The sequence below is a fragment of the Geobacillus sp. G4 genome (assembly GCF_040327975.1).
GTDB classification, from domain to species: domain Bacteria; phylum Bacillota; class Bacilli; order Bacillales; family Anoxybacillaceae; genus Geobacillus; species Geobacillus thermoleovorans.
Genome location: NZ_JBEPJY010000018.1, coordinates 1 through 21,591, shown reverse-complemented (window position 1 = coordinate 21,591; position 21,591 = coordinate 1). Strand labels below are relative to the sequence as shown.

19 protein-coding genes, 4 tRNA genes and 1 pseudogene are annotated in these 21,591 nt (G+C 51.9%); 5 read left to right on the top strand and 19 right to left on the bottom strand.

Annotation, left to right across the window (positions count from 1 at the left end; all coding sequences use genetic code 11):
- Positions 1–125: 125 nt before the first annotated feature.
- From ABS784_RS14855 to ABS784_RS14840, 4 genes are all read right to left on the bottom strand, one after another.
- Positions 126–1,439, bottom strand: a complete 1,314-nt coding sequence (locus ABS784_RS14855; RefSeq protein ID WP_352513008.1) for an ABC transporter substrate-binding protein — start codon at positions 1,437–1,439, stop codon at positions 126–128.
- 426 nt (positions 1,440–1,865) lie between these two features.
- Entirely contained in the window at positions 1,866–2,270 is a 405-nt protein-coding gene (locus ABS784_RS14850; RefSeq protein ID WP_011231609.1) for a hypothetical protein, read from the bottom strand.
- A gap of 13 nt (positions 2,271–2,283) precedes the next feature.
- Positions 2,284–3,210, bottom strand: a complete 927-nt coding sequence (glsA, locus tag ABS784_RS14845; RefSeq protein ID WP_119877974.1) for a glutaminase A — start codon at positions 3,208–3,210, stop codon at positions 2,284–2,286.
- A gap of 111 nt (positions 3,211–3,321) precedes the next feature.
- Positions 3,322–3,489 (bottom strand): hypothetical protein, encoded by a 168-nt coding sequence (locus ABS784_RS14840; protein WP_227016132.1) that lies wholly within the window; start codon positions 3,487–3,489, stop codon positions 3,322–3,324.
- A gap of 83 nt (positions 3,490–3,572) precedes the next feature.
- Here ABS784_RS14840 and ABS784_RS14835 point away from each other — a divergent pair, with 83 nt between their 5' ends.
- Positions 3,573–4,034, top strand: a complete 462-nt coding sequence (locus ABS784_RS14835; protein WP_042382299.1) for a Uma2 family endonuclease — start codon at positions 3,573–3,575, stop codon at positions 4,032–4,034.
- Between the two features lie 366 nt (positions 4,035–4,400).
- Positions 4,401–4,474: transfer RNA gene (locus ABS784_RS14830), tRNA-Pro, on the top strand.
- A gap of 92 nt (positions 4,475–4,566) precedes the next feature.
- Here the strand turns inward: ABS784_RS14830 and bioF are convergent.
- Entirely contained in the window at positions 4,567–5,739 is a 1,173-nt protein-coding gene (gene bioF, locus ABS784_RS14825; protein WP_011231613.1) for an 8-amino-7-oxononanoate synthase, read from the bottom strand.
- 206 nt (positions 5,740–5,945) lie between these two features.
- Here bioF and ABS784_RS14820 point away from each other — a divergent pair, with 206 nt between their 5' ends.
- Positions 5,946–6,128 (top strand): small acid-soluble spore protein H, encoded by a 183-nt coding sequence (locus ABS784_RS14820; protein ID WP_011231614.1) that lies wholly within the window; start codon positions 5,946–5,948, stop codon positions 6,126–6,128.
- Positions 6,129–6,174: 46 nt separating this feature from the next.
- On the opposite strand, the gene ABS784_RS14815 is transcribed toward ABS784_RS14820, so the two are convergent.
- The 7 genes from ABS784_RS14815 to ABS784_RS14785 form a co-directional block, all read right to left on the bottom strand.
- Complete coding sequence (locus tag ABS784_RS14815; protein ID WP_011231615.1) at positions 6,175–6,312, bottom strand: hypothetical protein; 138 nt, start codon at positions 6,310–6,312, stop codon at positions 6,175–6,177.
- 101 nt (positions 6,313–6,413) lie between these two features.
- Positions 6,414–6,779 carry a VOC family protein gene (locus ABS784_RS14810; RefSeq protein WP_042382294.1) on the bottom strand — a complete coding sequence of 122 codons (366 nt, stop codon included), beginning with the start codon at positions 6,777–6,779 and terminating at the stop codon, positions 6,414–6,416.
- Positions 6,776–7,558 (bottom strand): YhfC family intramembrane metalloprotease, encoded by a 783-nt coding sequence (locus ABS784_RS14805; protein ID WP_042382290.1) that lies wholly within the window; start codon positions 7,556–7,558, stop codon positions 6,776–6,778. The genes ABS784_RS14810 and ABS784_RS14805 overlap by 4 nt, the downstream gene beginning before the upstream one ends.
- Positions 7,559–7,580: 22 nt before the next feature.
- On the bottom strand, positions 7,581–8,228 hold the full coding sequence (locus tag ABS784_RS14800) for an SdpI family protein (RefSeq protein ID WP_131873954.1): 648 nt from the start codon (positions 8,226–8,228) through the stop codon (positions 7,581–7,583).
- Complete coding sequence (locus ABS784_RS14795; protein WP_131873952.1) at positions 8,215–8,499, bottom strand: autorepressor SdpR family transcription factor; 285 nt, start codon at positions 8,497–8,499, stop codon at positions 8,215–8,217. The genes ABS784_RS14800 and ABS784_RS14795 overlap by 14 nt, the downstream gene beginning before the upstream one ends.
- A 314-nt stretch (positions 8,500–8,813) precedes the next feature.
- On the bottom strand, positions 8,814–10,361 hold the full coding sequence (locus tag ABS784_RS14790) for an acyl-CoA carboxylase subunit beta (RefSeq protein WP_352513003.1): 1,548 nt from the start codon (positions 10,359–10,361) through the stop codon (positions 8,814–8,816).
- A gap of 58 nt (positions 10,362–10,419) precedes the next feature.
- Entirely contained in the window at positions 10,420–12,087 is a 1,668-nt protein-coding gene (locus ABS784_RS14785; protein WP_407066666.1) for an AMP-binding protein, read from the bottom strand.
- Between the two features lie 126 nt (positions 12,088–12,213).
- Between ABS784_RS14785 and ABS784_RS14780 the strand changes: the two are divergent.
- A pseudogene (locus ABS784_RS14780) lies at positions 12,214–12,390 on the top strand (4-hydroxyphenylacetate 3-hydroxylase C-terminal domain-containing protein); the annotation flags it as partial.
- A 145-nt stretch (positions 12,391–12,535) separates the two neighbouring features.
- Here the strand turns inward: ABS784_RS14780 and ABS784_RS14775 are convergent.
- Positions 12,536–13,972, bottom strand: a complete 1,437-nt coding sequence (locus ABS784_RS14775; RefSeq protein ID WP_352513001.1) for a sodium/proline symporter — start codon at positions 13,970–13,972, stop codon at positions 12,536–12,538.
- 341 nt (positions 13,973–14,313) lie between these two features.
- On the opposite strand from ABS784_RS14775, the gene ABS784_RS14770 reads away from it, so the two are divergent.
- On the top strand, positions 14,314–15,555 hold the full coding sequence (locus ABS784_RS14770) for an aminopeptidase (protein ID WP_352512999.1): 1,242 nt from the start codon (positions 14,314–14,316) through the stop codon (positions 15,553–15,555).
- A gap of 103 nt (positions 15,556–15,658) precedes the next feature.
- Here the strand turns inward: ABS784_RS14770 and ABS784_RS14765 are convergent, their stop codons facing one another.
- The 6 genes from ABS784_RS14765 to ABS784_RS14740 form a co-directional block, all read right to left on the bottom strand.
- Positions 15,659–18,472, bottom strand: coding sequence for a tetratricopeptide repeat protein (locus ABS784_RS14765; RefSeq protein WP_352512997.1), 2,814 nt, complete (start codon positions 18,470–18,472; stop codon positions 15,659–15,661).
- Between the two features lie 233 nt (positions 18,473–18,705).
- Positions 18,706–18,990, bottom strand: coding sequence for a hypothetical protein (locus ABS784_RS14760; protein ID WP_011231627.1), 285 nt, complete (start codon positions 18,988–18,990; stop codon positions 18,706–18,708).
- Between the two features lie 335 nt (positions 18,991–19,325).
- Positions 19,326–19,916 carry a LysE family transporter gene (locus ABS784_RS14755; protein WP_352513023.1) on the bottom strand — a complete coding sequence of 197 codons (591 nt, stop codon included), beginning with the start codon at positions 19,914–19,916 and terminating at the stop codon, positions 19,326–19,328.
- Between the two features lie 1,035 nt (positions 19,917–20,951).
- Positions 20,952–21,028: transfer RNA gene (locus ABS784_RS14750), tRNA-Arg, on the bottom strand.
- A gap of 316 nt (positions 21,029–21,344) precedes the next feature.
- Positions 21,345–21,415: transfer RNA gene (locus tag ABS784_RS14745), tRNA-Gly, on the bottom strand.
- A gap of 102 nt (positions 21,416–21,517) precedes the next feature.
- A tRNA-Arg gene (locus ABS784_RS14740) sits at positions 21,518–21,591 on the bottom strand.

Below are 21,591 nucleotides of genomic sequence, written 5' to 3'. Positions count from 1 at the left end.
GCGGCCTGAAGGCTAATGAACCGAAAGTGGTCAAACAAAATTGCGTTCTTTGTTTGGCTGATGGGGCATTGGCCGGCGTTGGCCGGATTCGGATCGGCTGCGGCGCGCCGGCCCAGTCATTCGCCTTACTTATTCAAGGCTACTTTCATTTCTTTTTCCATATTGGCCACAGCTTGTTCGACCGTCAGCTCCCCGGCCAGCGCTTTGGATACGTTAATTTGGATGATTTCCGAAATTTCCGGGTAGTTCGGGACGACCGGGCGCGGCACAGCGGCGTTCAACGCATTGACAAATCCTTCTTCCGCAAAGAACGGATTGGCTTTTAAGACATCCGGATCTTTAAACAATTCGGGAAGCGTTGGCGCTAAACCGCCGTAAATCGCAGAAATTTTTTGCCCCTCCGGCCCCGTCATAAATTTGACAAATTCCCATGCTTCTTTCGGATGTTTCGAATATTTGTTGATCGCGGTCATCCAGCCGCCCAGCGCGGCAGCCGAACCTTTGTCTCCGGCCGGAAGCGGAGCCACGCCGACTTTGCCGACGATTTTCGATTGTTCTTTGTCATTCGCTAGCGCGTATTGATAAGGCCAGTTGCGGATAAACGGCGATTGTCCTTCAATGAACGCGGTATGCGATTCTGGTTCAGTGAATGTGGTGATGTTGCTCGGCACAACATCGGACTTGACGATTTCCACCATTTTCTTCAGCCCTTTGATCGTCTCTGGGCTGTTGATCACGACATTCCCGTTTTTATCGACGATTTGCCCGCCATAAGAGGCGATAAATTCAACCGCGTTGCACACCAATCCTTCATATTGTTTGGCCTGCATCAAATAGCCGAATTTCGTGCCGCCTTTTCCTTTCAGTTCTTTGGCCTCTTTTAAGAGTTCATCCCATGTTTTCGGCACTTTGTCCTTTGGCACCAAGTCGGTGCGATAGAACAGCATGCCGGCATCAATGAATTTCGGCATCGCCCATTGCTTGCCATTGAAATTGCCGGCCGCAAGCGCCCCTTGGTTGTATTTGCCGAGGTCAATGCCGTCTTTCTCAATAAAGCGGTCGAGCGGCAGCGTATAACCCGCTTGAGCAAACTCAGCCGGCCAAATGACGTCGAGATCCATGACATCGATTTCCGACGACTGCGCATTTAACATCGTGACATACGCATCATGCTGCTTCCCGGTGTCAGCCGGCATTTCGCGAAATTCCACATCGATGTTCGGGTGCGTTTTCTCGAACGCTTCGATGATTTTTTCAGTGGCTTTCGTAGAATCTTGGCCGCGGGCATAGACAATTTTCACTTTTTCAGACTGGCTCGTTTTCCCTTCTTCGTTTTTGCTGTCTTTGCCCGTCTGGCTCTCGCTTTGGCCGCCGGAGCATGCCGCGAGCCCCATCGTAAGCGCTAACAAAACAGCCGATGTTTTTAACGTCTTTTTCATCGTCATTCTCCCCCTTTAAATTTTGGATTTGTCAAACACCGCATGGCATCGCGTATAGTGGTTGCTTCGACTGCCCCAATCACCTCCTGGACATGACATCCATTGACTTTTGACTTGGCATCCCCCACTGCTTGTCTATGCATCGATTGTTTGTAATCGATTACATACAAATGGGCGAATCATCCTCGTTTTCGCTTGTCTGTCCTTTTCTCGCCAAAAGCCGAAAAGCGGGCATCGTTTTCCGTTTCTCCTTTTCAATGAAGACAGCCTGTCTATCAGCATCGCGCCCCTTGTCCGCTTTGTCAGCTTATTATGTAATCGATTACAAAACCATCTTACATCGCCGTAAAATCGTTCGTCAAGCCCCCAAATTCTTTTTTTGCCCTATAAACAAAGAACCCCAAGCCGTTTGGCTTGGGATATGCCTCATACCTCCACCGTCTTCCCTTCCTCGACGATATGATAAAGCAAATGGGCTAAATGGTGAATCGGGCCGTATTCCTCTTCGCCATCTTCCGCCATTTCTTCTTCGTCGGCGAATTCAAGGTCGTTTAAGTAAAGCGCCATAAATTCGTAAAAGTCTTTCAGCTCAAAGCCGTAGCACGCGCTCGGGTCTTCGCTGTCTTCTTCGTATTGAAGCATTAAATACGATACCTTGCCTTCGTTGTCCTCGGCGTCAAAAAAGACGAAATAGCCGATATTCGTGTCAAGGTCAAACAGATGCCGCGTCCCGCCTTCGGTCGCCTTGTCAAAATCCTCTTGGCTCAACTTGCCGACGTTCATCGCTTCGACGTCGTCTTCGCGGTGAAACTGGACCGTAAATGTTTTCATCGTGATTTCCTCCTTAGAAAATGCTTAATGAATACGTTTTTGACAGCCGCTCGAGCAGTTTCACCCCGGTCAAGCTGTTCCCTTTATCATCGAGAGCCGGGCCGAAAACGCCGATGCCGCACCGCCCGGGCACGGCAGCGAGAATGCCGCCCGAGACGCCGCTTTTCGCCGGAATGCCGACTTTGATGGCAAATTCACCTGATGAGTTGTACATGCCGCACGTGACCATGAACGTTTTGCAAATGCGGGCGACATCAAGCGGCATGAGCGGCTCACTCGAATGCGGATCGCGTCCATCAAGCGCGAGCACCAAGCCGATGCGCGCCAAGTCGATGCACGTCATCTCAATGGCGCACTGTTTCGTGTACAATTCCATCAGCTCTTCGACATCTTCATCAATGATACGATGCTGCTTGAGAAAATAGCAAAGCGAACGATTTAAAAACGCTGTTTCATATTCGGAGCGGGCCACTTCGTCGGAGTACGAAATGCATTCGTTGCCAGCGAGACGGCGGACGAACGCTAACAGCCGTTCCAGCCGTTCGGACACCGAGCTGCCTTGAATCATCGACGTGACGACAAGCGCGCCGGCGTTAATCATCGGATTCAGCGGCTTGGCAGGCTTTTCCTCTAATTTGGCAATGGAATGGAACGGATAATCCGTCGGCTCCATGCCGACTTTATGGAACACCTCATCCTCGCCCCGGTCGATGAGCACAAGGGCAAGCGCGATAATTTTGGAAATGCTTTGCAACGTCACTTTCACCGTTACATCGCCGGCGCTTACCACCTCGTCATCCGGCGTGTAAATGGCGATCGACAGCTCATTCGGGTTCGCCTTGCCTAAGGCGGGGATGTAGTCAGCCACTTTTCCGTAGCGGGCGTACTGCTTCGCTTCTTCGACAAAGCGGACCAGTTCTTCTTGGTTGTACACAAGCATCACCGATGGTTAGTATCGCCTATTTTTTCCGTTTCTATGCCCAAACGCTTCAAACAGCAGAGGTTTCCGACGGGGCTCACCAAGCGGACCGCCGGCAAAAAACCGCTCCTCTCAAACCAGCAGCCTGAGCCTGCTGTTTGAACAGCAACTGTTTTTTCTTGTTCTTCCTCCGCAAACATGTTTTTCAAATCCGGGAAAGGGGCGGACAGGAATTGTCTCATCGCGAACATACATCCCTTGATGGCGGAATCTTCCTGCTTCGAGCACATAGGCATCCATCGTCTTTCTCCAACAACCTTGTTGTAGGCAAGGGAGACCGGTTTCAAGTATAATGAAAAAGAAATGAAAAAGAGGTGAGGAGCATGCAAGAAGCCATCAACATGTCCCCGTCCCCGTCATGGGAACATCAAATCGTTTGCGACAATCTTGTTTCCATGATCAAAGGAAAAAGCCCATGTCAACCGATTTCAAACTTGTCCGTGAAACTCGAAAAGAACGGAAAAGTGATGAACGAGTTTATCCAGCCGGATGTCGCTGTCTATTGCGAACGGCCGGAAAAAATCATCGGCGGCTATAAGGGGCGGCCGCTCATCGTCATCGAAGTTGTCAGCCCGTCAACCTACAAAATCGATGTGACGCTGAAAAAAGATTTGTACTGTGCCTACGGAGTGGAAGAATACTGGATCGCCGACCCATACAACAAAACGATCCGTCAGTGCACACTCGAACATGATCGATACGCCGAGACGATCATCGCCTGCGGAGAAACGTTCGATTCTGTTATCGGAACGATTGACACCGCGCTCGTGTTCCAAGGCGTGTAGAAGACGGGAAAACAATTCTTTTCGGCCTATCGGCGGTTTTTGTGGCGGAAGGCGAGTCGATTTTGCAAAGTTTCTCAACCTAAAAAGAGTCTCTGCTGAACAACTCGTTTCCAATCACGAGTTCTTTAGCGGGACATCTTGCATGCTTTGCCGTATAATCAATGGCGAATTCTCTGTCGCAAAAGCAGGGGCGGGTAGACAGAGGAAGATACGTTCAAAGGAGCATGAAAACAGAAAAAAACAGACTTGTCAGCAACAAGGATGCCGCTAGTCTTTCAACGGCATCCTTTTCCAACTCAACGCAAAATTCGCCATTGATTTTGTCCTGCTTTTCTTGTATAATCGGAAATGTCTCACCATCCATTTCGGGATGTAGCTCAGCTTGGTAGAGCACACGCATGGGGTGCGTGGGGTCGCAGGTTCAAATCCTGTCATCCCGATCGAAGGAAACCAGCCGAAAAAACGTTCGGCTGGTTTTTTGTTTTTCTTCCCCCACGTTCCATCAGTTCCATCATTATGATGCTGTTTCCTCCTACGAAATCAGTCCAATCCGCTTCCCCGCCAAAGCGATGCAGTCAACGGCCATATCAATGTCTTCTTCCGTCATCGCGGCGGTGATGGAAAAGCGAATGCGCGCTGTCCCCTCAGGGACGGTCGGCGGCCGGATGGCGACGGCCGCGATGCCAGCTTCTTGCAGCTGCTCGCTCATGGCCACGGCTCGGTCGTTCGGACCGACGATCACGGGAACGATCGGCGTCTCGCTGCCGCCTGTGTCAAACCCAAGCCGCTTCAGCTTGGTGCGGAATCTTTCGCTTAGGGCGTGCAGCCGCTCGCGCCGCTTTGGCTCAGCTTGGACAATATGAATGGCAGCCTCATTGGCGGCAAGGACCGATGGCGGCAAGGCGGTTGTAAAAATCAAGCTGCGGGCGCTGTTGATCAAATAGTCGACCAGCCACGGCTCTCCCGTTACATACGCTCCGAAGCTGCCGAGCGCTTTGCTGAAGGTGCCGATGGCGATCACATCCTCTTCCTTCTCAAGCCCGAAATGGTGAAGCAGCCCTTCACCGTTCGGTCCGAACACGCCGCCGCTGTGCGCTTCGTCAACGAGCAAAACGGCACGGTAACGCCGCTTCAACTCAACCAGCTCCTCGAGTGGCGCCATATCGCCGTCCATGCTGAAGACGGCATCGGTGACGATCCATTTCCGCTTCGCGGGCGGAGATTGCTTCAACAATGATTCCAGCTGATCGATGTCATGATGTCGATAGCGGAAACAGGCGGCTTTGCTCAAGCGGATGCCATCAATTAAACTCGCATGGTTCAACTTATCGCTAAAGACAAGATCATCTCGGCCAATTAAAGCTGTCAACACGCCGATGTTGGCCGTGTAGCCGCTGTTGAAAATAAGAGCCGCCTCTGCTTTTTTCCACTGTTTCAACGCGGCTTCCGCCCGCTCATAGAGCGGATGATTGCCGACGACGAGCCGCGACGCGCCCGCTCCGGCCCCATATGCCCTCATCGCCTCGCAGCCCGCTTCGATGAGCCGCCTATCATCCGCCAACCCTAAATAATTATTGGACGCTAAATTCAACATCGGCTTTCCGTTCAGGATGACCGTAGCGCCTGAAGCCTCTGCCCGGCGCAGCTGGCGTTTTTGCGCTTTTTGTTCCCATTCGTGCAGTTTGACGGTCAGTTCGGTTTTCATCCCTATCCCCCTTTTATGTAAACTGTTCATAAAAAATAGTTTACATTAAAATCCGCAAATCGGCTAGGAAAAGATGATCAGTTTCGTTTATTGATTATTTAGCACATGGTTCTGTGAATTATTCATTTCCACCCTCGACCGCATGCATAGTCAAATCGCAAAAATGTCATACTATACGTGTTATCGGCAAAAAGGAGGTGTTGGAAATGGATGTCCGTCGGGCGCAAGAAATCGCGTCGTCGCCGGTGATGGCAAACGTCACGTACAACGGCCAGCGCATTTACATTGAGCATGTCGATCAGCAAAAAGGCGTAGCAACGATTCACCCGCTTGACAACCCGAATCAAAAGCAAAGCGTGCCGGTCGCAAGCTTAGAGGAGCATTCGTAACGAAAAAAGCGAGAGAAAGGACGCGTCCTTTCTCCCGCTTTTTGATTTAATCGGCCGTCAGCTCTTCCCGTTGCTTGTAGGCCTCTTGCACCGTTTGTTCCTTCATCGCTGCTCGGCCTGCCGTCCGGGCATCAGCGGTGCGGACAGATTTGTCGTTGCGCTTGTTGTTCGCTTTTCTCTCCATCTCGATTCCTCCTTCGTCTCTAGCATGCCCTGAATGACAAGAGGTTACTATCGCGAAGGAACAAAAGAGCACTGCCCGATCGGACGGCTTATGAAACGATCTTATCCTTTTTCTAACAACTCGATCCGATTGTGAAACGGATCGCGAAAGGAAAACCGCTTCACCCCTGGGATCGGTTTTTCGTCTTGCGTCGCGACGCCTTGCGATTCCAAATAGCGGCGCGCGGCTTCGACATCTTCCACTTCAAACGCCGGGTGGCTTTTGCTGTTGTAGCCGTCGCGGTTTTCTGCTCCGATATGGAGCTCGATATCGCCGACTTTGTACCAAAGTCCACCGTTTCCTTTCAGCGATTCCGGCTTTTCGATTTCTTGAAAACCAAGCACACCGGTGTAAAAGGCGCGCGCTTCGTCTTCGGCGCCAAACGGAATGCAAATTTGCACATGGTCAAGCCGTTTTACACGAATCATCGTTCCTCTCCCCCCTGTCCGAATGCCGGTTTGATCCGGCGGATGAACGAAACCGCAGCAACCGCCCAAATGAGCAGCACTCCCTCGACCACCCAAATGTTTTTGACCACTTTCGCTTGATAAAGCGCGGGCAAGACGTCCATCGCCGCGTGAAGCAAAATCGCGTACAGGACATAACGGAACTGCCGCTGGCGCACGCCAAGCAAAACGAGGAGCGACAGCGCCACATGCACCGCCAAAGCAAACAGCCGTTCCAAGCCGCCCAACACGTACATCGCAAACGGCGTGTGCAACACTTGCTCCTTGATCAGCTCCGCCTGTCCTGCCGGAAGCGATGGGGCGATCGTTTTGTCGAATGATCCGGATTGAATCAGGCTCGCAAGCACGATGACGTTGACCGCGCCAACCACCCCGAGCAATACCGCTTCCGTCCCGCCGTGCCCAAGCCCGAATGATAAACCATCGCCATATCCGCGATGTTGCTTTAGCAGCCAACGGAACCCGACATAGCGGCCAAGTTCTTCAAACACGCCAGCGGCAAGCGCCGCGTACAGGACAAAGAGCCAAACGCTGCCTGTTCCTTTTAACGCCGGCCGGCCCGGTTCGAGCACAGCGATGTGCAGCGCTTTTTCCAATACTTGTGAGAAAACGAGAAACACAACTGCCCCGACGCCGAGCGCTTTCCATGAAAGCCATCCTTTTTTTCTTCCGTACCATGCGAGACCAACTGGAACAAACAATGAAATGGCGAGCTGCACCGCCGCACCGATCACTCCCACGTCCTCTCCCCCTCCCGCTTATTTAGGAACGGTTGCGCTGTTCTTGCTGCTCATAAAGAAACGATCGAACGATGAGATACAAATTGCCGACAACGATGATGACGACAAACAAAACAGCCCTCATCTCTCCGCGCCAAAACGCGGTGAGCATCGACAAAATCCCCATCGCGGTAAATACTTTGCCGCCAAGACGGTGCGTTTTGTGCCAAACCGTCTCACTCGCTAATGTCCACGGTGTGCGAATGCCAATGAAATAATTGTGTTTGATTTTCGGCATATAATTTCCGATGACAAGAAACAGGCCGCCGATGCCAAGCGGCATGACCGCCCCAACATCGATGGAAAATCCAAGATTGTACGCCAACGTCACGGCATGCAGCGCCAAGAAAAAGCAGGAAAGCGCCGCATTGACCATACGATAGCTTGTTTGAAATCGGGCGTAATTTTCTCTTTTCGGGTCGAGCTTCGGCAAGACCGCCATCAAAAACGTGAACACCGTCATGAGAACGGGCAGCAACAACGCGCCAAACCATTTGCTGCTGAAGCCGTCAGCTTCCCCTGATGCATTCCAATGGATCGCCACTTGATCCGGCAAATACGGAAGGGCGGCCAAACTCAAGAAATAAGCGAGAACCGTCAACACGATCGTCAGCCGGCTAACGTTCATCATGTCTCTCCCCCTTTTCGACAAAATCGTAAAACCAGCGAAGCAAATCTTGAAACACCGTCGTGTTCAGAGAGTAGTAGATATGCTGTCCCTCACGCCGGTCTTGCACCAAATCAGCCTGCTTGAGAATTTTCAAATGATGCGATACGCTCGGTTTTTGCATATCGAAATGCGAGGCGATTTCTCCTGCCGTCAAATCCCCTGTTCGCAACAAGGATAAAATTTTCCGGCGCGTCGGATCGGCGATCGCTTTAAACGCTTCGTTGAATGACATGGGTGATCCCACCTTGTGAACGATTTTTGGATGCGTCTTAAGGGGGGAGGCCACCGGGAGAGCTTTCATTTGTCGTTGCTTCTTATGCGCCAATGTGAACAGGTTTTCATACATGTATATAGTTAGATGTTTAGAAAAACATCTAAATATTGAATAAACGATTCGATATTAATTAAAGAATATTCCATTTCTATTCGACTGTCAATGTCTTTTCTGGCTTTCCCACGTAGATATCAGTGGAAAGGAGGGGGCACAACTAGGCGCAACCCCCTGAGTCCATGGTAACGTGGAGCTTGGCTTCCCAATGACTTCCGTTAAAACCCCGTCGGCCAAGCGGCGAGCAAGCGCTTGCTTTTTTCGCGCTTGGATGTAAGCAAATATTCAAGTGTCTGGCAAAGGAATTTTCTCGTCTCCGCCGGATGGATGACATCGTCGATCAAATGTTTGCGCGCCGCCCCATACGGCGAGCTGTCAAACGACCACTGCTTGAGCAGCTCCTGACGCCGCTCATGCGGGTTGTCGGCGCGTTCAAGCTCGCGGCCGTATACGACGTTGACGCCGACTTCCGGACCGGTGAAATTGATTTCCGCGCTCGGCCAAGCGACGACCACATCCGCTCCCATCCCCGGTCCGCACATATTGCCGTACGCCGCGCCAATGCTTTTGCGGATGACAACCGAAATTTTCGGGACAGTTGATAGAGCAAGCGCCTGATTCCACACCATGATTTTCGTCGCCATTTTCGCTTTTTCCGCCTCCACGCTGATGCGAAACCCCGGCGTGTCATGCAAAAAGATGAGCGGAATATGATACGAGTCGCACAAGCAAATGAATTCCGTCGCCTTTTGGCATTCCTGCGGCCCGGGCGCTCCTGCATATTGGTTGGGCTGATTGGCGATGATGCCGACCACATGACCGTTCAGATGCGCCAAAGCGGCGATCAGCGCCTTGCCGAATTGTTTCTGGTACTCAAAATAGTCCCCTTCATCAACAAGGCAGGCGATGATGTTTCGCATATCATAGACGCGGCTACGTTTGTCCGGCAAAATTGAAAACACTTCCTCAACCATCCGGTATGGGTCATCGTCCGTCTTCCGCATCGGCGGCCGCTCGTTCTCGTTTTGCGGCATGTATGAAAAAAACCTTTTTAGTTGCTCGATGCATTCTGCCTCTGTCTCGCCATCGGCGTCAATTTGCCCTGTATACTGGTGATGAATGTCTACGCCCCCAAGCTCTTCTGGAGAAACGCGCTGCCCGTTTGCCAGCTCGAGCATGCGCGGCCCAGCGATCGCCATGCATGTCCCCTTCAGTTGCGTGACAAAATCGCAGCTGACCGCCGTCCATGTCGGCCCACCGTAGCTGTCCCCCAAAATCGCCGCCATCGTCGGCACTTTCCGGTGGTGGGTGAGCAGCTCGCGTGGAAACAATTTGTCGCTGATCCCGTCCGACCCCATCCCGTCCGGCATGCGCAACCCGCCGCCTTCATGGAGGAAAAACATCGGCAAGCCATTGCGCACAGCCAACGCATGCATTTGCCGCGACTTGCGCAAATGAACGCTCCCCTCCGTTCCAGCAAGCACCGTTTTATCCCCGGCGATGATGACCGCCGGGCGGCCATTCACTTTACCGATGCCGGCGACGATCCCGTCTCCATACGTCGTTTCTTCCAAACCGGGTTGGTCGGACGCGTTCAGCTGTCCGAACTCGACAAAAGTTTTGGCATCCACAAGCAGGTCGATCCGCTCTCTGGCCGTCAGGAGCCCTTTCGCGTGCTGCTTGGCGATTTTCTCTTCTCCGCCGCCTAGCGCGGCGCGCGCTTTTTTCGCCATCAGTTCGTCTGTTAATTGCCGCAAATGTTTCATCGCGATCCCCCTTTGGCAGAAAAAGGCGGGGCGGCCCGCATCAAACCCCGCCGCTATGTTATTCTCTTGGCAGCAGCTTTCGCAATACTTTGCCTGACGGCGTCGCCGGCAATTCATCAATGAACTCGATATAACGCGGATACTTGAACGCCGCCATATGCGTTTTCGCCCATTCGATCAAGTCAGACGGCGCCACCCTTCCTTTGTACGAATCATGGAGAACGACAAACGCTTTCGGCACTTCCCCTTTCATCGGGTCAGGCACGCCGATGACCGCACATTGCTTGACGGCCGGATGTTCGTTCAACAGTGCCTCGACGTCTTCCGGAAAGACGCTGTAGCCGGACACTTTAATCATTTCTTTCAACCGCCCTTGGAAATACAAATAGCCGTCTTCATCGACATACCCGATATCGCCAGTGTACACCCACCCATCTTTCAGCGTCTCGCTCGTCGCGTCATCGCGGCGGAAGTAGCCTTGAAAAACCCCCGGATTTTTGACGACAATTTCCCCCGACTGTCCGGGCCCAAGCTCCCGTTTCGTTTCCGGATCGATGATGCGAATGTCCGTCTCATACGTCGGGATGCCGCACGAGCCAAATTTCACACGGTCATCCGGCATAAACGTGTCACACGTATGCGTCTCGCTCAGCCCGTAGGCGGCTTCGTACAACAGGCAGCCGCCGGTCGCTTCCGCCCACCGCTCGGCAAGGTCTTTCGTCACCGGCAGACCGAAGCTCGTCGCCAAGTTGCGTTTTAAACTTGACAAGTCGGCAGAGGTGGTTGACAGCACTTGCAAAATGGCCGCATTCATCGGCGCGATGCTGTACCATGCCGTGACTTTGTACGTTTCGATGGCTTTGATCGTCGCCATCGGATCAAAGCGGGTAAACAGCACGCATGGATGTCCCGTGTACACCGGCGTATTCAGTCCCATCACCATGCCGGCAATATGGCAAAGCGGGGAATGGGCCATAAGCTGTTCGCGTTTTTCCGTCAGCCGGTTCGCCTGGGCGGATGCGGCCGTCTTAAATAGCGCATTGCCATAGGTGAGCATCGCTCCTTTCGGCCGACCGGTCGTACCCGATGTAAAAATGATCAACCCGACATCGTTCCATAAGTCAATAGAAGCGGTCTCATCAAGCGGCGGATAGGCGGCGATGATGGCCGCAAAATCGTCCGCGGCGCTCATCGCCTCTTTCGGTTGCACAAGCTCGGCGCAAAGCGGGATGCCCCCTGCCGGATCGGCGTAATCGCCGTAGTGGCACGTTACGATAAACGACAGAGGCGCTGTTTGTTGTTCGGCTTGTCGAACGCGCGGCACTCCTTCCTCTCCGGCGATGATGCCGACAAGCGGCACTTCAGCGAAAAAATAGGCGAGCTCCGATTCCCGGTACATCGGGTTGAGCGGGACGACGACGCCGCCTAACTGCTGGATGGCGAAGTGGGCGATGATGTATTGCGGACAGTTTTGCATGTACAAGGCGACATAGCTCCCTTTCCTCACCCCTTTTTCCTGCAAATAGCGGGCAAAACGGCGGACGTGATCCAGCAATGTTCCCCAAGTGACCACCTTGTTGTAGAAGATGTACGCCGGCTCGTTTTCCTCGCGTTCGCCGCGATGGCGCAAATAATGATAGAGCGGCTGTTCGCCGAGCACATAGTGTAGCTTCTTCGGCAATCTGCTCGGCCAATACGGGGGCGTTTGGTTCACCTGTTTCACCATCCTTCGACAGAATACTGAATGGTCAGTATTTTTCGCTTAGAAAACGCTTTCTCCCAATTGTTCATGTCCTCTGCTTCATCCATATGAAATAATTTCGCCGTCATTCGCCGATTTCCTTTTTTCGAACAACCAATCAGCTTCTCCTGGGATCTGGCGATGAGCGCCTTCGGGACGCGGCAGACGCTGTACGAACGGTTTTTCTTCGGCGATCCTGCCCGGTTTGCGACAACCTTTTACCATCGTTACGACCGGGAGGCATGCGCCCAAATGGTGCGACGGTTTTTGGACAGCGAACAACGTTGACAAAACGGCAACCAACACAGCACCAGGCCGGCATAAACGCCCGCCTTTTCTTCAAAGAGGCTGGATATCATCAAGCGTTCCGTCTAGAAAAAAGGTGTCCCGCCTCTTTCGGGACACCCTCATGCTAACGCATTGACGTGATCGATCACATCGTCCGCTGACGATCAGGAAACAACAAGCTGAACAGCACCCCGGCCACCAGCGCAATGGCAAACGTCGTAAACCGTGAACTGATGATAGCCTCAAGCGGCGAGGAAATCCAGATGACCGTGCTGACAAAACCGGCAACAATGGTCGCGATGGCGCCGATTCCGGAATATCTTTTCCAGAAGAAAGAAAGCAAAATCGCCGGCGACAGCGTGCAGCCGATTCCAGCCCACGCCCAGCTGACAATGAAATACACAAGCGATTCGGATGTCATCGCCAGCACCAAGCCAAGCAACCCGGCGATGACCACCACCGCGCGGGAAAGGGCGACAAGCTGCCTTTCCGACAGGCGGAGGCGCAGCGAGCGGCGGACAATATCTTCGCTGATGGAGCTAGTGATCACGAGCAGCTGTGAATCGGCTGTTGTCACGATGGCGGCCAAAATGCCCGACAAAAGCACACCCGCCAGCCACGGCGGCAATAAATCGAGCGCCATGTGCGGCAACACCGTTTCAACATCGGCAAATGAGCGCCCCTGGTAAAGGGCAATCGCCGCAAGGCCGATCAAAAACGCTCCGCCATAAGCCAACAGCGTCCAAACGATGGCCACTGTTTTGGCCGTTTTCGCCTCGCGGGTGTCTTTTAGTGCCATGAAGCGGACGCTCAGCTGCGGCTGGCCGCCTAGATAGCCGAAAAACCAGGCAAAATTGTTAAACAACAATAGCCCAAGTGCAACACCGGTCACTCCCCCCGTCCATGAGTCGAGGCCTGGTTTCGCGTGATGGAGCGCTTCACTGATCGACAACCCACCACTGTAAATTTCCACCACTGCCACGATAGGCAAAATCACGAGTGTTGCCAGCATAAGCACACTTTGAATCATATCCGTCCAGACGACGCTGACAAATCCACCGGTGTACGACAAAAGGATGACAATCACCGCGCTGATGACCATGCCAAGCTTCGGATCGATATGAAACACGGCAAACAACGTCTTGCCCGCTCCCGCAATTTGTGCGCTGAAGTAAAACATCATAAAGCTAAAAATAAGGACGGTCGAAAGCCATAAAATCGTTTGTCCGTGGGCGCCGAACCGCTTGGCTAAATAGCCGGGCAAGGTCAGCGCTCCATGTCGCTCTGCCTCTTGGCGGAAACGGTCCGCCAAAAAGAGCCAAGCGCACACAATGCCGATGACAATGCCGACGGCCACCCAAATGGCAGAAAGGCCGCTTGCAAACACAAAACCCGTGTAGCCAAGCAGCAGCCATGCCGATTCGCCCGTCGCCCGCTCGGAAAACGCGAGCGCCCAACCGGGAAGTTTTTTTCCGCCAAGCAAAAAGTCGGAATGGCTCATCTCCTTTTTCCCATACCAATAGCCAAGCGCCGCCATCACAAGACAATACAGCACGAGTTCCGCCAAGATGATGCCATTCATCGCTGTTCCTCCCTGTTTGTATAGTTTTGCGCAGGCGCACACTTGATCTGCCAGTACATCCCCCTCCTTTTGCCCTACACCCCCCTTTCCATAAAAAGGGCACTATCATCAGGCCGCGACGATAGTGCCGATGTCAACGACATTTAGTAGTCTTCACCATGGAAACTTCTTTACTCTTTACATATGTGTCAACCCATCCTGTTATTCCAATATGAACCCACGTCCTACATCGGAAAGTTTCGCTTTTGTCCGGACAGAATCAACATGTGAAGCGCCGCAAGTTGCGAGGCGGCCCGAATTATAATAAAGTGGAGATGAGTCCAAAAAAAGGAGTGAGCAAGATGAACCGTTGGGAGAAGGAATTGGACAAATACGCCGAGCTGGCGGTGAAGGTGGGCGTGAACATTCAGCCCGGGCAAACGCTGTTCGTCAACGCCCCGCTCGAGGCGGCGCCGCTCGTCCGCAAAATCGCCAAAACCGCGTACGAAACCGGGGCGAAACACGTGTATGTCGAGTGGAACGACGAGGCGCTTACTTACATTAAATTTCACTACGCCCCAGAGGAAGCGTTTTCCGAGTATCCGATGTGGCGGGCGAGAGCGATGGAAGAACTCGCCGAACAAGGCGCTGCCTTTTTATCCATTTACGCCCCGAACCCGGACTTATTGAAAGATGTTGATCCGAAGCGGATCGCCACCGCCAATAAAACGGCCGCCCAAGCGCTCGCCAACTACCGGAGCGCCATTATGGCCGATCGGAACTGCTGGTCGCTCATTTCCGTCCCCACACCGGCGTGGGCGCAAAAAGTATTTGGCGATCTGCGTGATGAAGAAGCCATCGACAAATTATGGGAAGCGATTTTCCGCATCACCCGCATCGACCAAGACGATCCGATCGCTGCCTGGCGCGAACATAACGATCGGCTCGCCCGCATCGTCGATTACTTAAACAACAAGCAATACAAACAGCTCGTTTACGAAGCGCCCGGCACCAATCTCACGGTCGAACTCGTCGACGGGCACGTCTGGCACGGCGGCGCGGCGACGAGTCAAAGCGGCGTGCGCTTCAATCCCAACATCCCGACCGAAGAAGTGTTTACCATGCCGCATAAAGACGGCGTCAACGGCACGGTGCGCAACACGAAGCCGCTCAATTACAACGGCAACGTGATCGATGGGTTTACGCTCACGTTCAAAGACGGTCAAGTCGTCGACTTCAGCGCCGAACAAGGATATGAGACGCTTAAGCATTTGCTTGACACCGATGACGGGGCGCGCCGCCTCGGGGAAGTCGCCCTCGTGCCGCACCAATCGCCGGTGTCGCTGTCCAATCTCATTTTTTACAACACGCTGTTTGACGAAAACGCCGCTTGCCATTTGGCGCTCGGCAAGGCGTATCCGACCAATATCGAGAACGGCGCTTCATTGTCCAAAGACGAACTCGACCGTCGCGGCGTCAACGACAGCCTCGTCCACGTCGACTTTATGATCGGCTCAGCTGATCTGAACATTGACGGCGTGACGAAAGACGGGAAGCGAGAGCCGATTTTCCGCAGCGGCAACTGGGCATTCGAACTGGCGTAATCGGTTTCGCCAGCTCTAAACAATAAGGCTGCGCCAAACGAGCGGCCAGACCCGACCGTTGGCGCAGCCTTATTCCGTTCAAGCACGGTTTCACACGGAACGATCAGACCGAACCGATGGGGTTGTTTTCATCCTGCCGCAAGTGCACAGCGGCAGATGCCGCCTGCGCCAGCTGCTCGCATTGCCGCAAACGAATGCCAAAGAGCACGAGCGGGTCGCGGTACGCCTCAGGGTTTTTGCGCATATGTTTGAGCTCGCCTTCCTGGGCAGCGATCTCCAGCTCCAGCCGTTTCAACGTTTCATCGAGCGCCGTCAATGGCGCATGGAAAAATTGAGTGACATCACGCTCAAGCGATTTGGCAAACCATTCAAACGGCAGCAACAACTGCTGGATGATCGCCTCCACCACCTCAGCGTAATCTTGCGTCTGGATCAACTGCTTATACTTTTGCGCCAGCATCGCCTTGTTTTGCGCAAAGGCACCGAGCAGTTTGCCCGCCCCTTTCAACAGCAGCTGGCTTGGCGTTCTCCGCAAGAAAACGTTCACCTTGTCAATTTGCACCCCGTTGATCAACCGATCCGTATCGCGCCGCCAATCGGCGAGAAGGCGAAAATCGCATTCGAGCTTGAGCCGTTCCTGGCCGAACATGGCGTTAAACCCTTCGCCCATTTCATGCAAAAACACCTGGCATTCGTTGAATTCGTCTTCCGTCGCTGCAATCCACTGTTCCATGGCGCGGCGCAGCTTTGGCAGCGCCTCTTCATCAAGGTAAGCGCGAAGCCGTTCGTTCGCTTTGTCGTTCAGTTCAAGATGCAAGCGGGAAAAATCCCTGTCTTCGCTCACAAGATCCGCCATGCTGCGCAACAGATCGGGAATCGCCGTCAACAGCTCGCCCCGCATTTCCGCCAAGACGGTGTGGAACGACTTTGCCGTTTTGGCCGTTTTCTCCTCTTGCAGGTCGCCAAGCTGATGAATGGCGCCGCTGAGTTTAGCCGCCATTTCTTTTTTCCATACGACCAGCTCCGCCAGTCGACTTTCCGCCTCGGCTCGCTGCCGGAACAAATGAGCGATGAACTGGCGGATCGTCGTTAAAATCGCTTCCTCGCGGCGGACAGGGGACACGCATCGGCGCATCTCCTCAAGCCAGCCGACGAGGGCTTGCTGCTGCTTGCGGCTTGGCGCATGCGGCGAATAGACCATGACATTGGCTTCCGGAACGATCGTACGAACGTGCGCTTCCACTTCCTCAACGATTCTCGCCGTCTCCTCTTCATCCACCATCCCGTCGCCCGGAGGAAGCAAAACGTACATCGGCGCAGACGGCGCCCGCTCGCGAAGCTGCAGCATCAACTGTTCATCGGCGCTAGAAAACGGATCCTCGCCGTTGAGAAGAAAAAGAATGCTGTCAGCAAGCGAAAACGACACAAGCGCTTCATGGTCGGATGAAGCGCGCCCGCCGAGCGGGCCGATATCCAACAAGACAATCCCTTGCGGCACGAGTGAAAACGGCGCCGTGCATTCAATGACAGCGTCATCGGAGAATCGGCTTCCGCGGCCGCCCGTTGCCTGTTGAAATTCGTCAATGCTCGAAAAAACGGTAAACTGGTCGTCGCTGATTTTCGCGACTTCCATCTCCCCGCCGTTTCTCCACGCAAGCACCGGCGCAGATGGCGCCGCCAACGCTGCCTCGCCGACCAACGTCCGCAAAAACGCCAACCGCTCATGGCGCGACGCCCCAGCGACCAAAACGAAATGCGTCCGCGAATCAGACAGCTGCCGCACGAACCAGCGGAAGCGGAAATGCGAGCCCGCCCGCTGCTCTTCCGCCCAATCGGCAATTTCTTCAAATAGCGACACACCCGCTTCCCCAGCTTGCCGTTTCGCATGGACGAGCCGCTTAGCGGCGTCGTTGACCGTCTCTTCTTCAAACGCCTCAGGAAATTTCTCACTCCACGCCAACAAGGCAGCCGCGGCCACCGCTGTCTCCGGACCGTCGGCTAAACTCACCCAGCTTTTGACAAGCGGTGGCACCACTTCCACCAACTCTTTCAATCGGTACGGGCCTTTCATCAATCCTGCATAGGCTTCCCCTAAAAGGCCAGGAATTCGCTTCCAGTCGTAGTCGCGGCCGATCGACAACTCATCATAGAGGCGATTCCACTCCGCGAGCCACGAAAAATAGAGGTCACCATCCCGATAACCGTTCCATAGCGCCTGCACAAGCCGTTCAAACTTCACCCGATCCGTTTCGTACAACAGCGCCAGGCAGCGTGAAAACCGCGCAGGCGCCATCGTTCGCGCATGTCCTTGTTCCACATAACCGGTCAAGATGTCCGCCCAGCGGCGCGCCGACGTCCGCACCGCCTCTCCTAAAGCAAGCTCGACGGCGCTTTCCCAATCACCTTGCTCCTCGAAAAAGGCGCGCGCCCATTCGGTCATGTTCGGATAATCCGGATACAACGTCACACCGCGCTTAATCATATCATCCGCTTTCGCGTTTTCCCCCAACTCACGGTAGAGCGAAAACAGGCGCAAAATGATTTCCGCATGCAACGTTTCGCTTTCCGTCTCAATCGAACGGTACAGCTCCTCGGCCAGCTCGAGCCGTCCAAGCTCATAGTAGCTGTCGGCGATATTTTTTTGCGCCCACGGGCGCAAATCGTCGTGATGGACTTGTTCCCATTTAAAGATCGCCGCTTCGTAGTCGCGGCGGTGGAAATACACTTCCCCTTGGGCAAAGCGAATCGACGACAAATCAGCGCCATCCCGATGCGCCGTGAAAAACATATCGCCAAGCGCGCTGACAACGTCGCGTTCCCCCGCCTCGACGAGCGTCTCGTAAAATGTTTTATGAACAAGTTGCTGTTCAAACCCCATGTCGATCACCTGACTCGTATATTTGCCATGCATGTTCATTGTATGGCACGTTTTCTAATTTTATTTCTATCCTATACATTTTAACAAACTTTCGCCGCCATGAACGTTTCAATTTGTTTTCATTTGCGAGACAAAATTCGACCCAATATGCGATGAGGCCAACCAAAGGAACTTTCAATGGTGGTTACGGCCACGAACCACTTTGTTCTTTTACGTCTACAAATGCTAAAAAGACGAGGGAAAATAAAAAAGCACGTAACCATTCGAGTAGGTTAAGTGCTTCTCGTCGACAATTTCTTAATCGTTTGATATTTTTCCTCTACTTTGTTCCTCAGCTCTTCTTCTCCGATATACTCATCGTCGTCCTCTCTATGAAGAGGGTTAGGCTCATACCAGCCGCACGCTTCCGAAATATCATCAAACGCGTCGATGTACTTTTCGTCTAAATCTCCATCATCGAAATAAGATGCATATATAGCAGGAAAATCATAAGAAAATTGCTCTGGCGGCAAATTTCCTTCAAGATCGTCTTCGATGCACTGCAACAAATCATCCATCGATTTCCCTCCAATCTTTTTTTGGATTCTTTCTAGAAAGCTGGTGATTTAGTGAAGAAGGTTGATGGCCCACCTATTTTTCAATTAGAGAAACTTTGACAAACGGGCTTGCGATTCTGATCCAACGCCGTTGATTTGCCCGCAACGCCCCGTTTTTCACCGGGCTTCTAGTAACAATACTAACAATTTCGCCAGTATCATTAGCTTGTATGACAGCTATACCGTCTTTAAAATACACCGTTGTTCGCATATCTAGCGTGGCCAAAAGTATGGGAAATTCAAACAGAACACAATCAAGTAATCGTATTGATCGAGGTATCTTTTGATGCCAAAAATTATATCATATGTAGCAACGTTTTAAAGGCTCTATATCCAAAGCTTATACCAAATCCAATCAAAGAAATCCCTGCAGCAACAGATAACCATTTTAGCCACTTTTGACTTATCATTTTTCTTCCCAAATGTACAGAGAGTGCTACTGTAAAATCCCATAATGCGATCCCCAGAAATATCGCACTACTTTTAGCAAGTGCATGATACCTTTCAATAGAATTCAATTCCATCGCTAATACAGATCCATAGATGCTAACCCAAAAAACAATATTAAGTGGATTCGATATAGCTATAAAGAAGCCAGAAAGATATGATTTGAATAAACCTTCTTTGTTAACCTCTCCGGTTATTTCAACCTTTTTAAATGCCTCCTTTATGCTATCATAACCCAAATAACACAAAATGAAGAAACCAGAAAACCACATGATGAGCTGTACAACAGATTTTGTTAAAAAAACGGATAAGCCAAAAAAGATGGCAAACATTAGTACTATATCCGCTGACATTCCTCCCAATCCGACAACCCATGAATGAAAAAATCCGTACTTTATTCCCCGCTTCACCATTTCTATGTTAATAGGACCAATCGGAATTGATAAAGATAAGCCAAGAAGAACCGAAGCAAAAAACTACTTAGCATATATTCATCTCTCCTTTTTTAATGGACACCTCATTTCGACCTGATCTAGAGCAATTCCTGTCTTAGTTAACATAGAACCGCCTCCCAAAATTACTTAATATTTCCTTCAATACAAATAATAACACTAATCATTTTTTTATTCAATATTTATAATTATAATACAAATATAATTAACATTCTCTTCATGTAAATTAGCACATTATTTCAGAATCCCTTTTTCAAATTATTTCAGGAGGATTCGGAAATCATGTGCAAAATTTTTACGGATTATTCTGGATTTTGCACATTCTTTCGGAACGTTTGCACGCTCTTTCAAATGAAGATTTCTACTCTCACATCATAGACGAGAAGGAACAAAAAGAATCGCGGCAGGTAGATCAAACCATGATGGAACTCTATAATGCCCTGTGATCACCGTGCAAAATTCGTGCAAAATTTTTTCGGATCCTATCGTTTTTTTCGGGATTCCCAAAAAATGAAAAACGACCGCAAACGCGATCGTATCAAGGGTTTTGAGGATTTTAACCGGAACGAATCGTATGTAAGTGGCGTCCCAGGAGAGACTCGAACTCCCGACCGACGGCTTAGGGCCGATGCCCCTTCCTCTACAAGCTTACTCGAAGAAGATGGATGCGTCGGGGCAACTCGCAGTTGTTTCAAAGAAGCTATTGCTCGTTGCTCTATCCTGCTGAGCTGCTGGGACATCATCAACAGGACACCCCAACATTCCCGCTGCCCCTTCCTCTACAAGCCGATTCGAAGAAGCCCGATGCGTCGGGGCAACTCGCAGTTGTTTCAAAGAAGCTATTGCTCGTTGCTCTATCCTGCTGAGCTGCTGGGACATCATCGACAGAACACTCCAATATTCCCACTGTCGGCTCTTATAACCAAATAAAAAATTCCCCTCTCGCACATGGAATCAATCTTCTTTCCTGGCGATCGGAGAACTTCGTTCCAGCGCCTTTTGCGCGTTCTTTTTGTATGGAAATGGCGTCCCAGGAGAGACTCGAACTCCCGACCGACGGCTTAGAAGGCCGCTGCTCTATCCTACTGAGCTACTGGGACATAGTAATCATGATGACACTCTCATTATTCCGCTGCCCCTTCCTCTACAAGCCGATTCGAAGAAGCCCGATGCGTCGGGGCAACTCGCAGTTGTTTCAAAGAAGCTATTGCTCGTTGCTCTATCCTACTGAGCTGCTGGGACATAATCAACAGGACACCCCAACATTCCCGCTGTCCCTTCCTCTACAAGCCTACTCAAGGAAGCTTGGTGCATCAGGACAACTCGTAGCCATTTCGAAGATGACTTTGCTCGTTGCCCTATCCAGCTGAGCTGCTGGAACAATATCCATACGATATTCACGATAAAATAAAGGAAAGCGGGTGATGGGAATCGAACCCACGACTTCAGCTTGGGAAGCTGAGGTTTTACCATTAAACTACACCCGCATGATCAATATCATTAGGACTTGTCTTAGAAACGACTGCAATAAAAATATAATCGCTAATTGTTTTTTTTGTCAATATCTTTTTTTGAAGTTAGTTAATAAACGCGCTCGAGAGGATTCGAACCCCTAACCTTCTGATCCGTAGTCAGATGCTCTATCCAATTGAGCTACGAGCGC